Consider the following 11,578-nt stretch of genomic DNA (forward strand, 5'->3'; position numbering starts at 1 on the left):
CGGGTCTTCCTCCCGGCTGGGGGCTCGAAAGGGGAAATGAGGGGGCCGTTCAGGGGTCCTGCTCAGACGCGGTTGCCGGTGGACTTGTCATCAATCAACCACGGTACGTCACGCGGCCTCCCGCCACAGGGAACGCCGGATGAACGAGGAGATGGCGACGGTGATCCGGCCAGACGAGACAAGCAAGACGTCGCCCTGCCCTGCTTGCCGGGGACGCGGGATCAAGCTGCGCGACTCGCGCCGTGCGCTCCTTATCGGCGATGACGACGAAGATCAGACCTCGGGTGAGGAGCGGGAGTGTCTCGACTGCCTCGGAGACGGCCGGGCCGAAGGGAGCGGAAGATGAACTCGATCATTCAAGCGGCGGTGACCGGCTTCCCGGACAACAGCCAGGAAGAGGGCGACATGCTCGTCCAGTTGCGCGACCAACTCGCGAACCTCGGCGTGAACGCCGATCTGCGGGACAACAACAGTGTGCTGCTGGTGCGCAAGCCTGAGCCGGGGCTGCCGGTGTGGGTGTTCGTTGGGTACGGCGGGGCCTACTACTCGTGGCAGAGCGCCGAGAGGCGTCACCCGACCAGCGATCCGCAGGGTGCGGCGAACATCCTGGCCGAGTACATCGCCAGGTGATGACGGGCGTGGCGGGGCAGGCGTGGTCTCTTCCGGAGGGGGATGGCGGCCACTGCCTTGTCTCGCCACGCCTCGCCCGGCAGGTAGATGCAGTGACATCCACGAGGCAACCTTCCCAGCCCGGTCGCTGCGCTGCCTGTCGGGTTCTCATGTGCGGCTCACGCTTCCGGCAACGCCGTGGACAGCCGGCGGTTGGCCGGATACTCTCAAACTTAGTAAAACAACCTGTCGGCTGTTGGACGGTCAAGATGTCGCTAGAGTCCGTGCCGCCTAAGTATGCGCAGCTTGTGCACACTCTTCAGAGGCGCATCGAGGGGGGAGACTACCCACCGGGCACGATGCTCCCCAGCGAGAACCAGCTCATCCAAGAGTTCAGCGTCTCCCGTCCCACCGTGGTCGCCGCCCTCCGCGTGCTACGTGAGCAGGGCTGGATCGAGTCCCAGCAGGGCAAGGGACGCTTCGTGCGCGGCCGTCCGGCGATGGCCTCGGTTGAGCAGAAGCGTCCGGGACAGGCGTACCTGACCAAGCCGGAGACCGACTCCGCGGGCGAGGTCGTCGAAGTCGGCGCGGTCGCCGTGCCGAATCGGATTGGCGTGCTGCTCGACGTGCAGCCCAAGAGTAAGGCGTTCGTTCGGCGACGATTGATCACGCGAGAGGGCGAGCGGACTGAACTGGTGTCGCTCTGGCTGCCGTTGGAGCTGTCCGAGGGGACGGATCTGACCAGCGGCGAGCCGTTGCGGCAGGGTTTCCGCGAGCATCTCCAGGCGCGCAAGGGCGTGCGTTTCGATCACATCGTGGAGCAGATCACCGCTCGCATGCCCTCGGCCGACGAGGTCAAGCAGCTCGCCATGCCGAAGAACCAGCCACTTCTGGCCGTCTTCGGCGCGGTACGCGATGCCTCCGGCCGGCCTTTGGCAGTTGTGGAAGTGCTGCTACCCGCCGACCGGCACGAGTTGGAAGACGCGTATCCGATCGCGTAGAACCATCCGAATCTGGATGCGGGTCCGCGATCCGCTGCGCTAGTAGCAGCGCCAATCCCAGTCCCAGTTATGGGAGTCGTACGCCTCGACGATGACGCGGCGGCCACCAGCGTCAGGGTCCTCGTCTCCGAAGTACAAAGTGATCACCGCTTTCGACTCGGCTCCAGCGATGGACGCGTTGTCATAGTGGCGGTGGACCCGCTCCGGGGTCAGTGCCGTCTGCAGCGTGATCCGGACGCGGTAGTCGCAATAAGATCCGCTGCCTCCGACCAGGTTCTTATCGAAGATCACATCGCGATCCATCGGGAAGACGTCTCGGGTGTTCGGTGGGAGCGGGTAGGCAAGGACGCGCTCATAGAAGGCTTCAAGCCGGGCGTTGTCGCGCCACTGCGGGATCATGATCAGCAGTAACAGCCCGACAAGTGGCACGATCACGACTGCGGCTAAGCATCCCCACGCGATTCGCACGAGATTCTCCCTAAATGTCGGGCCATTGGCTTGGGCGACTGTCTATCGGATCGGTGACATCGCCGTCACTTTCACCTAGTAACTTGACCTAGCAAGCTACGGAGAGTTATCGTCGAATCACTTGATAGGTCGAGTGCCTGTCATCCAAGTGAGGAGTAGTTATGGCTCTGCAAGGCCCCATCCCCGTTACCTTCGCCATGGTCTTCCCGCACGGCTGCTACATCGTCGGCGAGGTCGAGCCCGTCAAGGACTTCGACGCCTCCGCCAACGGTCGCTTCGTGCAGGCCCGCGACAAGCAGACCGCAGAGCTGGTCTGGCAGGTCGCGGTCATGGACGGTGACCCGACCCTCAAGCCCGCCCAGAAGACGGTGGCGGTCAAGATCCTCGCGCCGGTACAGCCGGTGCCCCCGTCCCCGATGCCGGGACTCCCGTTCACGCCCGTCGAGTTCGACGCCATCGCGGTCACGCCGTACGTCAACGGCAACAACCGCCTCGCCTACTCCATCAAGGTCCGCGACATGCACGCTCCCCGCCAGACCGCTCCCAACAAGGCCGGAAAGGACGCCGCCTGATGACCCGTCGCCGTACCCCTCGAAACAGCGTGATCCGGCTGACCACCGGAAACGCCGCACGAACCCTCAACCACCCGTTCACCCGCCGTGAGCCCGTCCTGGCGCTCGACTTCGGCGCCACCTCCGTCCTGGTCACCACAAGCGGGCCGGTGACGGTGGAGGACCTGGAGTTCGCGCGCCAGCTCGCCCGCGAGGCCCACCGCTTCGCCCGCTCGATGGAGCGCAGTTTCTACGGCCTGCCCGACGGACGCGGGGTGGCGGCGTGAGCGAGCACCGGCCCTACACCTACGTCACCCTGTCCATGCGACCCGACTCCGACCCGCATGTCGGCGTCTCCTTCCACACACCGCGCCTCCAGATCCGCGCCGGACTCCTGATGGGCACTCCGCGCCCGTACCTGGAGTTCGCCTCCCACGAGGCCGACGTGCACATCTCCACCACCGGAGCCGGGCCGGTCACCGACGCCGACCTGGACATCGCCCGCGAAATCTTCAACGCCGCCGCTCGCTACCTGGCCGACTGCGAGCTGCTGCATGCCGAAGAGCCGGCCGAGGACGCCACCGACACGGCGGCCTGACATGAAGCGGGGCCGCTGGAAGCGGCAACTTCCGGCGGCCCCTCGGTTCTCCCCTGACTTCCACATCACGAGAGGTTCCCAGCTTATGTTCAAACGGCTGCCTGGCGACGAGGCGCGCAACCTCGTCTCCACCACGCCCGACACGGCCGTCGTCTTCCGCCCGGCCGTGATCAAGACTCCCGCTATCGTCACCTTCCTCGTCTACGGCTGGCGCTTCCTGTCCGCCCTCGTCCGCACGACCTGGCGGCATCCGGTCGCCGTCGCCATACCGGTCGCCCTGGGCGTCGTTTGGACGCGGTACGGGTGGCCTGCCACAGCATCCTTGTTCGGCTTCGTCGTCCTGTCCCTGCTCGCCTGGGCCTTCATCGAGCCCGATTCCTTCGCCCTTCTCGTCGGCTTCCGGCTGCTGGCCTGGTGGCGGCTGATGTCGGTCTACCGGCGACACTGGCAAGGCGTCATGGACGTCTCCGGACTGGCCAAGCGCGTCAACGGTCGCGTCTACATGCCGCGCCTGATGCGCGTCACCTGCGATGGCTGGGCCGACCGCATCACGGTCCGGATGCTCGGCGGTCAGGCGGTCAAGGACTGGTCCGACCGCATCGACAATCTCGCCCAAGGCTTCGGGGCGACGTCATGCCGGGTCGCGCTCGTCAAGGGTGGCCGGCTGTTGCTGACCTTCCCGCGCCGCGATCCACTGGCCGCGCCCATGCCCGCTCTCCCCATCCCGGACGAACCATCGGTCGGACCGGTCGAGATCGGCAAACAGGAGGACGGCAAGCCGCTCCGGCTGAAGGTCCACGGCACCCATGTCCTGATCGCGGGCGCGACCGGAGCGGGCAAAGGCTCCTTCCTCTGGGACACGATCCGCGGCTTGCTCCCCGCGATGCGGGTGGGCCTGGCCCAGGTCTGGGCTTTGGATCCGAAACTGATGGAGCTGTCCTTCGGGCGGGAGCTGTTCCAAGGCCGGTACGCCGCTGACCCGGCCGACTGCGCCGACCTGCTCGACGACGCGGTCAGTGTCATGCAAAAGCGCGCGACCCGCTTTGCCGGGCTGCAGCGCTCCCACGTCCCGACTGTCGAGGACCCGTTCGTCCTGGTGCTCGTCGACGAGGTGGCGTTCCTGACCGCCTACCAGCCCGACAGACAGCTTCGGCAACGCATCTCCGCCGCCCTGGCCACGCTCGCCACCCAAGGCCGCTCAGTCGGTGTCGGCGTCATGGCCGCTCTCCAGGACCCACGCAAGGAAGTCATGAATATCCGCAACCTGTTCCCCGACAAGATCGCCCTAAGACTCGACGAGTCCGAACAGGTGGACATGGTCCTCGGCGACGGCGCACGCGATCGAGGCGCGCTCGCTGATCACATCTCACCGGTTCCAGAGCTGGGGGCTGGCGTCGCGTACATGCGTCTGGAGACCTCCCCCGAACCCATCCGCGTCCGCGCCGCCTACGTCTCCGACGCCGACATCCGCGCCATGGTCGCCTACTACGGGCAGGCCGCATGACACTCGCCCACTTCCTCGACGGCCTACGCTGCGCCACCTGCAACACCCTGAACGCTCTGTGGCTCGACCCGATCCGCGCCCTGGTCGAATGCCGCGAGTGCGGCCAGACCGCACTCACCGTCACCGATCCCGACGAAGGGGGGACCGCATGACCCATGCGCACGACCGCGCACTCCCCCGGGCCGTCCGACAGGCCATGCCGATGGCCCGCGACGTGCTCGAAGAGGTCGCCAAGCTCCACGGCGTCTGCATCCGGCCCATCCCACTCAAGCGACTCGACACCATCACCGGCAATTCCGAGATCATCGACGTCCCATGCGGGGCCACCCTCGACAGCAAGTGCCCCCCGTGCGCCAAGCGCAACAAGCAACTGCGTAAGGCTCAGTGTCGCGAGGGCTGGCACCTCAACGCCGAACCCCTCATCACGCCCGACGAGGCCAACGAGGAACAGCGCTGGCTCGTCGAGTTCCGCGCCGACTACCAAGCCCAGCGCGACGCCGCCGAAAAGGCTGGCACCGACACCACCGAACTCGACGCGATCATCACCGGCCTCGACCAGGAGATCAACGCAGCGGGCATGCGCGGCAAGGTCCTCGGCCGTACCACCGCCAAGCGATCCCGCTCGACCAAGCGGCGGCAGGACGCGCCCGACCTGCCCAAGCGCACGATGACCAACACCACCCTTGGACGCACCTTCCAGGGCACGGACGGCAGGACCTACCGGCCATCGCTGTTCGTCACACTCACCCTGCCCAGCTACGGCAAGGTCCGCGACGGCGCTCCCATCGATCAGGACACCTACGACTACCGGCGTGCCGCCCGAGACGCGCTGCACTTTTCCAAGCTCGTCGATCGCTTCGTGCAGAACCTGCGCCGCGTCGCGGCTACGACGTGCAGTACTTCGCCGCTGTGGAGCCTCAGAAGCGACTCGCGCCGCACTTGCACATGGCCATCCGTGGAACGCTCCCACGCGCGGAGATCAAACAGATAGCCGCCGCCACCTACCACCAGGTCTGGTGGCCACAGGCTGACGAAGTCGTCTTCGAGGGCGATCACCTGCCGGTCTGGCAGGACGGCACCGGCTACCTCGACCCGGCGACCGGCGAGGTCCTGCCCACCTGGGACGAAGCTCTCGACGAGGACGCCGAACCCCTCCACGTCATCCGCTTCGGCGAACAGGTCGATGTCCAAGGTGTGCTCGCCGGTACCCCGGACGCCGACCAGTGCATCCGCTACCTGTCCAAGTACCTCACCAAGTCCATCGGCGACACCCTCAACAGCGGCCAGGCCCAGCAACAGCACGCCACCCGCATGCTCGACGCCCTCCGCTTTGAGCCCTGTTCACCCACCTGCCCGAACTGGCTGCGCTACGGCATCCAGCCCAAGGACGCCAAGCCCGGCATGCTCCCCGGCCGCTGCCGGGGCAAGGCCCACAAGCCCGACCACCTCGGCTACGCCGGACGCCGGGTCCTCGTCTCCCGCAAGTGGTCCAACAAGACCCTCGCCGAACACAAGCAGGACCGCCGCACCTGGGTCCTGGAAGCCCTCGGCAAGGCGGACGAACCCACCGACCCACACCGCTACATCTGGCGCCCCGTCCCGGCCGGAGACGCCAACGTGCCACCTCTCGCCGTCCGGCTCCTTAGATCCGTCCACGAACGCCAACGCTGGCGAGCCCACCTCAGGGAACTGGAAGCCAGAGCAACCGGACAAGACCTTTCGGCAACTGACCTCGGGAGGGCCGCCTGATGGCGAACAGACCAGGCAAGCGGCGCTTCGGCAGTATCCGCCAGCTTCCGTCCGGCAGATTCCAAATCCGCTACCCCGGCCCTGACGGCAAGATCCGTATGGGTGAGAACACCTATGCCCGCGAGCGCGACGCAGAAAGGGCGCTCTCACTGATCGAGGCCAAGCTGATCACCGGCGATTGGACCGATCCACAGCGCGCCAAGGTCAAGCTCGGCGACTACGCGGACAAGTGGATCACCGAACGGACGAACCTCCGGCCTCGTACCGTCGAGATCTACAAGGGGCTACTCAAGCGCTATATCCGACCCCATCTGGGCGGCCTACCCGTCGGCAAGCTGGACACGGCGACGATTCGTGAGTGGCGAGTCCTGTTGCTCGGCAATGGAGTCGGGCAGTCCGAGGTAGCCAAGGCCTACCGCTTCCTGCGGGCCGTCCTCATGACGGCGGCAGACGACCAGATCATCCAGCGCAACCCGTGCCGCATCCGCGGTGCCGGTGAGGAGAAGCCGGAAGAGCGGCCAGTCCTCACTGTGGCGAAGGTGTTCGAGCTGGCCGATCAGATGCCGCCACGGCTCCGCGCCCTGGTCCTCCTCGCCACCTTCGCCAGCCTGCGCTGGGGTGAAGTGGCAGCCCTGCGGCGTATAGACCTCGACCTTGCGGCCAGGACCGTCAGCGTTCGGCAACAGCATGTCGAGCTCGACACGGGCGAACTCCTCGTAGGTCCGCCCAAGTCCCGCGCGGGAATCCGTACGATCGCCATCCCAGAGGCGATCGTCCCGGCACTCCGCGATCACCTCGACCAGTTCACCGCCCCCGAAGCCGACGCGCTGATCTTCACCGGCTCACGAGGCGGCATCCTCCGCCGGAGCAACTTCCGGCGCGCGGCCAGGTGGGACAAGAGCACAAGAAAGATCGGCTTCCCCGGCCTGCACTTCCATGATCTACGGCACACCGGAAACACCATCGCGGCCAGCTCCGGCGCGAGCCTCAAAGATCTCATGCAGCGCATGGGACATGACTCGGTCCGCGCCGCGCTGATCTACCAGCACAGCACGGCGGAGGCTGACCGGAAGATCGCCGACGCGATGAACTCGAAGATCGCGCAGGACGTTGATGGACCTTCGGAGAGACCCTCCGGCGCAAGCTAATGGCACGCTAATGGCACGAAGCCCCGTTTCCATGATCGGAAACGGGGCTTTTCCGCAGGTGGGCGGTACTGGTATCGAACCAGTGACCCCTCGCTTGTAAGGCGAGTGCTCTACCGCTGAGCTAACCGCCCCTGATCGGCACTACACCTTACGACACCACGGGGCCCGATCGCACATCCACTGTCCAGCCCGGGCCCAGTTCGGGGCGGCCTGCGGCGCGCCAGCCCAGGAGGGCGGCTCCGAGCATGCCCGCGTCGACCCCGAGTGCGGCCGGCACCAGTGGGGGTGCCTCGCGGAAGGCCAGGCGTTTGACGAGGCGGGTGCGTACCGGGTCGAAGAGGGCCGGGCCCGCTTCGGCGAGGCCGCCGCCGAGGACGATCACCGTGGGGTCCAGCAGGAGCGTGTACGTGGCCAGGGCCAGCGACAGGGCCTCCACGGCCTCGTCCCAGACCTCTACGGCGATCGGGTCGTCGGAGGAGACCACCTGCTCCGCCTTGACGCCCTCCAGGCCGGCGCGCTGGCTGTAGCGGCGGCCCACCGAGGCGGCCGAGGCGTACGTCTCCAGGCAGCCGAACTGGCCGCACGCGCACTCTTCCCCGTCCGGGAAGACCGGGGTGTGGCCGATCTCGCCCGCCCAGCCGGAGGAGCCGCCGTACGGTTCGCCGCGGATGATCGAGGCGCCCGCGATCCCCGTGCCGATGGGGAGGAAGAGGAAGTCGGACAGGCCCCGGCCCGCGCCGAGGATGCTCTCCGCGAGGCCGCCGGTGCGTACGTCGTGTCCGAGCAGGACGGGGATGTCCAGGGTGGTGAAGCTGGTGGCGGGGACGTCGCGCCAGCCCAAGTTCGCGGCGTAGACGGCGGCGTTGTCGGAGACCAGGCCGGGGACCGCCAGGCCCACGCCTGCCGGGGTGCCGTCACCCGAGGAGGCCAGGTGGCTGATGAAGTCGGAGATGGCGGACACGACCGCCTCCGGGCCCTCCGCCCGCGGGGTCGGGCGCCGCTCGCTCAGCAGCACCACACCGGAGTCGCTGACCAGGCCGCCCTTCATGGACGTGCCGCCGACGTCGAGCGCGACGACGAACGAGCTCGGAGCCGGGTTCGGGCTCACGCTCACACTCGGGTTCGGGCTCTCGCTCACGCTCGGAGTCATCTCGGACACGGAGGAGACGATAGCGCAGCTCAGCAAATGTCTGGAAAGAGTCTCTTCGCCCGCGGGGATTCGCTGCAGGGATTCCCGGGGCTTGGATCCGGCTTGGCAGGGCGGTGCGGGGCTTGGACCCCGGCTTGGGCGGGCGGAGCTTGGACCCGGCTTGGCCGGGCCTAGCTTGGACCTCCGCCAGGCCAAGCCCTGCCCAGGCCTTGCCCTGCGTCGAGGGATCCAGGCTTCGGGTCCCAGGGCAGCCCACCGAGGGCTCAGAGCGGCTCAGGGCGCTGTGAAAGCCCCCGTGTCCCCGTCCAGGCCCCCGTGCCTCTGTGTCCGGGCTCAGGGCTCCGTGGGTTCGTGTCCGGCCCTGGGGGCTCAGGTGCGGCCCAGTACGCGGTTGAGGGCCGCTTCCACCTCCGCCGAGAGGCCGGGGGGTGAGGACGGTGGGGAGACGGGAGAGCCCGCGAGCGCGTCCGAGCGCGCCAGCCGTACGTCGCCGCAGGACCGGCACTCCACCTCGCCCAGCCGGCAGATCAGCGCGACCGACCCGCAGGCCGCGCACGAGTCGAGGTCGAGGTCGTGCAGCCGCTGACAGTCCGGGCAGATCAACACCTGCGTTTCGCGGCGCACCCCGCGCTGCCACGGGCTGGCGCCGCGCACCGGGTCGGTCTGCCGGGCCCCGCATCGGTAGCAGGGCATCGTTCCCTCCGAGGTCAAGAAATGTCGGCGAGTGCCTTGATGTAGGCGGCGATGTCGCGTGCGGCGGAGGTCGGATTGACCACCGACCACCGGATCACACCCTCGCCGTCGATGATGAAGGTCCCCCGAAGAGCGAACCCCTTCGCCTCATCGAACACACCGTACGCCCGCGCGACCTGTCCGTGTGGCCAGAAATCGGAGAGCAGCGGAAACGTGTAACCCTCGCGATCGGCCCACGCACGGTGCGTGAACAGGGAGTCGACGGACACGGTCAGCAGTTGTGCCCCGTCGAGCGGCTGGTCGCGCAGCGCGGACAGCTCACCGTGACAGATCCCGCTGAAGGCAAGCGGGTAGAAGACCAGCACGACCTTCGTGCCCCGGAACTGAGACAGGCTCACCGGGGTGCCGTGCTGGTCCTGCAGCTCGAAATCCGGAGCCAGGGCGCCGACCTCGGCAGGATGTGCGTTCACGGCTTCATCCTGCCGTACGGAAGGCGCTCGGACTCCCTACCGTTTGCCCTTGGGCGTGACGAGCCTGGTCCCGGACCAGTCCGGTGCGGCGGAGATGCTGCTGGTCTGTGAGAGACCCGCGGTAGCGGCATCCTCCCCGATGTCGCTCGGCTCCACGTGGCCGTCGCGTCCGGCCTTGGGAGTCAGCAGCCAGATCCGGCCGCCGTCGGCGAGTGCTCGCATGGCGTCGCTGAGGGCGTCGAAGAGGTCTCCGTCGCCGTCGCGCCACCACATCAGCACCACGTCTACGACGTCGTCGCTCTCTTCGTCCAGCAGCTCGTTGCCGGTCAGGTTCTCGATGGAGTCGCGAAGCTCGTCGTCGACGTCCTCGTCCCAACCGATCTCCTGCACCACCTGACCCGGCTTGAGGCCGAGCCGTTCGGCCAGGCCGCGCTCGCCCTGCGCCTGACCCGCGGTCGCGCTCACGTTTATCCCTCCTGCTTGAGTGGCCCCGCTTATGCGGTTTATCGCTTCGGCACAGTCCACACGCTGTGACCCTCAGTCGTCAACGGTCGCCACGGGTACGGCCGTAGTCGGCCAGAATCAATCCGACAAAAACGACAGGCGAACCTGGCGTTGCCGGTTGTCGACGTTCAGGTCGACGAGTGCGATCGACTGCCACGTACCGAGTGCCAGACGCCCGCCCAGCACGGGGACCGTGGCATATGGCGGGATCAGCGCGGGCATGACATGTGACCGTCCGTGACCGGGCGAGCCGTGGGCGTGACGCCAGCGGTCGTCGGGCGGCAACAGGTCGCGCAGCGCGGCGAGCAAGTCGTCGTCGCTGCGCGAGCCCAACTCGAGCAGGGCGACACCGGCGGTCGCATGGGGCACAAAGATATGCAACAGCCCGTCTTCGCCCTGCCTGTGCACGAAATCAGCGCATTCAGCGGTGATGTCGTGCACTGTCTCTCGTGACCCTGTGGCCACGGAGATGATTTCAGATCTCACAGGGAAATCTTACTTATGCACCACGACGGCGTCCGGGCCGGGAAACACCAGACCGGTGTGCCCGTCGTCGAAGCGCACCATGTAGGGAGGCCCGCCTTCGAGGCCCTGGACCTCCACAATCACACCACTCCGGTCCCCTTCGCCAACGGCATGTCCGTGCACCAGGAGCCGGTCTCCTACTGCAGCATTCATATAACCCACATTGGTACGCGGGAGGCCGTCCGAAAAGGGTGATTCGCAAGTTTTGCTCCCCCTCCAGAGGGGCGGAGAAAAATGACCGAAACGTTACGCTGCGATGAGGCGGCGGTGCCCGGGCTGGGTGGCGAACGGGCAAGGCGTGGAGGGAGTTCGGAGGCTGTGGGGAGGCGGAGGGGGCCTCGAGATGGTGGTGGGCCTTGGGGGTGGCAGGGGTGCCGGGATGAGGGGGAGGCGAGGGATCTTTAGGGTCATGCGGGTCCGAGGGGTGTCATGGACAGGAAGAGGTGGCATGACCCCATGGGTGGTGAGGGGCGTCACAAGCCGTGAGAGGCGATACGGGTCGCAAGTGGCGACAAGGGGCATGATCAGCGGCGATGCGCTCCCGGCCGACCCTCCGCCGGACGGCCCCCGTCGGAGCCGGGCCGGGAGGACGGCCGCTAGACTCGCCC

General features: G+C 67.3%; 15 protein-coding genes, 1 tRNA gene and 1 pseudogene. 9 read left to right on the top strand and 8 right to left on the bottom strand.

Annotation, left to right across the window (positions count from 1 at the left end):
• The first annotated feature begins 342 nt into the window (after positions 1-342).
• Positions 343-630 carry a hypothetical protein gene (locus ACIHFD_RS00685; protein WP_397364978.1) on the top strand — a complete coding sequence of 96 codons (288 nt, stop codon included), beginning with the start codon at positions 343-345 and terminating at the stop codon, positions 628-630.
• A gap of 248 nt (positions 631-878) precedes the next feature.
• On the top strand, positions 879-1,610 hold the full coding sequence (locus ACIHFD_RS00690) for a GntR family transcriptional regulator (RefSeq protein ID WP_397364979.1): 732 nt from the start codon (positions 879-881) through the stop codon (positions 1,608-1,610).
• A 39-nt stretch (positions 1,611-1,649) separates the two neighbouring features.
• Here the strand turns inward: ACIHFD_RS00690 and ACIHFD_RS00695 are convergent, their stop codons facing one another.
• Positions 1,650-2,078, bottom strand: coding sequence for a hypothetical protein (locus ACIHFD_RS00695; protein ID WP_397364980.1), 429 nt, complete (start codon positions 2,076-2,078; stop codon positions 1,650-1,652).
• A 161-nt stretch (positions 2,079-2,239) separates the two neighbouring features.
• Between ACIHFD_RS00695 and ACIHFD_RS00700 the strand changes: the two genes are divergently transcribed.
• The 7 genes and pseudogenes from ACIHFD_RS00700 (at position 2,240) to ACIHFD_RS00730 (ending at position 7,628) form a co-directional block, all read left to right on the top strand.
• The gene (locus ACIHFD_RS00700; RefSeq protein WP_397364981.1) at positions 2,240-2,650 is read left to right on the top strand and encodes a plasmid replication, integration and excision activator; all 411 of its coding nucleotides are present in this window, start codon (positions 2,240-2,242) and stop codon (positions 2,648-2,650) included.
• On the top strand, positions 2,650-2,916 hold the full coding sequence (locus tag ACIHFD_RS00705; protein WP_397364982.1) for a hypothetical protein: 267 nt from the start codon (positions 2,650-2,652) through the stop codon (positions 2,914-2,916). The genes ACIHFD_RS00700 and ACIHFD_RS00705 overlap by 1 nt, the downstream gene beginning before the upstream one ends.
• The gene (locus tag ACIHFD_RS00710; RefSeq protein ID WP_397364983.1) at positions 2,913-3,227 is read left to right on the top strand and encodes a hypothetical protein; all 315 of its coding nucleotides are present in this window, start codon (positions 2,913-2,915) and stop codon (positions 3,225-3,227) included. Before ACIHFD_RS00705 ends, ACIHFD_RS00710 begins: the two co-directional genes overlap by 4 nt.
• A gap of 85 nt (positions 3,228-3,312) precedes the next feature.
• Positions 3,313-4,731: an FtsK/SpoIIIE domain-containing protein gene (locus ACIHFD_RS00715; protein ID WP_397364984.1), complete on the top strand. Its 1,419-nt coding sequence runs from the start codon at positions 3,313-3,315 to the stop codon at positions 4,729-4,731.
• Entirely contained in the window at positions 4,728-4,883 is a 156-nt protein-coding gene (locus ACIHFD_RS00720) for a hypothetical protein (protein WP_397364985.1), read from the top strand. The genes ACIHFD_RS00715 and ACIHFD_RS00720 overlap by 4 nt, the downstream gene beginning before the upstream one ends.
• Before the next feature lie 50 nt (positions 4,884-4,933).
• Positions 4,934-6,480 (top strand): annotated as a pseudogene (locus tag ACIHFD_RS00725) (replication initiator).
• On the top strand, positions 6,480-7,628 hold the full coding sequence (locus ACIHFD_RS00730; protein WP_397364986.1) for a tyrosine-type recombinase/integrase: 1,149 nt from the start codon (positions 6,480-6,482) through the stop codon (positions 7,626-7,628). The pseudogene ACIHFD_RS00725 and the gene ACIHFD_RS00730 overlap by 1 nt, the downstream one beginning before the upstream one ends.
• Positions 7,629-7,687: 59 nt before the next feature.
• On the opposite strand, the gene ACIHFD_RS00735 is transcribed toward ACIHFD_RS00730, so the two are convergent.
• From ACIHFD_RS00735 to ACIHFD_RS00765, 7 genes are all read right to left on the bottom strand, one after another.
• Positions 7,688-7,759, bottom strand: a tRNA-Val gene (locus ACIHFD_RS00735).
• Between the two features lie 17 nt (positions 7,760-7,776).
• Positions 7,777-8,778: an ROK family protein gene (locus ACIHFD_RS00740; RefSeq protein WP_350723248.1), complete on the bottom strand. Its 1,002-nt coding sequence runs from the start codon at positions 8,776-8,778 to the stop codon at positions 7,777-7,779.
• A 369-nt stretch (positions 8,779-9,147) separates the two neighbouring features.
• Positions 9,148-9,471 carry a hypothetical protein gene (locus tag ACIHFD_RS00745; RefSeq protein WP_350723127.1) on the bottom strand — a complete coding sequence of 108 codons (324 nt, stop codon included), beginning with the start codon at positions 9,469-9,471 and terminating at the stop codon, positions 9,148-9,150.
• A gap of 14 nt (positions 9,472-9,485) precedes the next feature.
• Positions 9,486-9,941: a peroxiredoxin gene (locus tag ACIHFD_RS00750; RefSeq protein ID WP_397364987.1), complete on the bottom strand. Its 456-nt coding sequence runs from the start codon at positions 9,939-9,941 to the stop codon at positions 9,486-9,488.
• 36 nt (positions 9,942-9,977) lie between these two features.
• Complete coding sequence (locus ACIHFD_RS00755; RefSeq protein ID WP_355194150.1) at positions 9,978-10,406, bottom strand: DUF3052 domain-containing protein; 429 nt, start codon at positions 10,404-10,406, stop codon at positions 9,978-9,980.
• A 117-nt stretch (positions 10,407-10,523) separates the two neighbouring features.
• Positions 10,524-10,931 carry a secondary thiamine-phosphate synthase enzyme YjbQ gene (locus tag ACIHFD_RS00760; RefSeq protein ID WP_397364988.1) on the bottom strand — a complete coding sequence of 136 codons (408 nt, stop codon included), beginning with the start codon at positions 10,929-10,931 and terminating at the stop codon, positions 10,524-10,526.
• Positions 10,932-10,940: 9 nt separating this feature from the next.
• Entirely contained in the window at positions 10,941-11,123 is a 183-nt protein-coding gene (locus ACIHFD_RS00765; RefSeq protein ID WP_350723120.1) for a DUF1918 domain-containing protein, read from the bottom strand.
• Between the last annotated feature and the right edge of the window lie 455 nt (positions 11,124-11,578).

This window comes from Nonomuraea sp. NPDC051941 (assembly GCF_044593615.1).

Coding starts and splice junctions, on each gene's coding strand:
- ACIHFD_RS00685 (WP_397364978.1), top strand. CDS start 343: ATGAACTCGATCATTCAAGCGGCGGTGACCGGCTTCCCGGACAACAGC.
- ACIHFD_RS00690 (WP_397364979.1), top strand. CDS start 879: ATGTCGCTAGAGTCCGTGCCGCCTAAGTATGCGCAGCTTGTGCACACT.
- ACIHFD_RS00700 (WP_397364981.1), top strand. CDS start 2,240: ATGGCTCTGCAAGGCCCCATCCCCGTTACCTTCGCCATGGTCTTCCCG.
- ACIHFD_RS00705 (WP_397364982.1), top strand. CDS start 2,650: ATGACCCGTCGCCGTACCCCTCGAAACAGCGTGATCCGGCTGACCACC.
- ACIHFD_RS00715 (WP_397364984.1), top strand. CDS start 3,313: ATGTTCAAACGGCTGCCTGGCGACGAGGCGCGCAACCTCGTCTCCACC.
- ACIHFD_RS00720 (WP_397364985.1), top strand. CDS start 4,728: ATGACACTCGCCCACTTCCTCGACGGCCTACGCTGCGCCACCTGCAAC.
- ACIHFD_RS00730 (WP_397364986.1), top strand. CDS start 6,480: ATGGCGAACAGACCAGGCAAGCGGCGCTTCGGCAGTATCCGCCAGCTT.
- ACIHFD_RS00740 (WP_350723248.1), bottom strand. CDS start 8,778: ATGACTCCGAGCGTGAGCGAGAGCCCGAACCCGAGTGTGAGCGTGAGC.
- ACIHFD_RS00745 (WP_350723127.1), bottom strand. CDS start 9,471: ATGCCCTGCTACCGATGCGGGGCCCGGCAGACCGACCCGGTGCGCGGC.
- ACIHFD_RS00765 (WP_350723120.1), bottom strand. CDS start 11,123: ATGAATGCTGCAGTAGGAGACCGGCTCCTGGTGCACGGACATGCCGTT.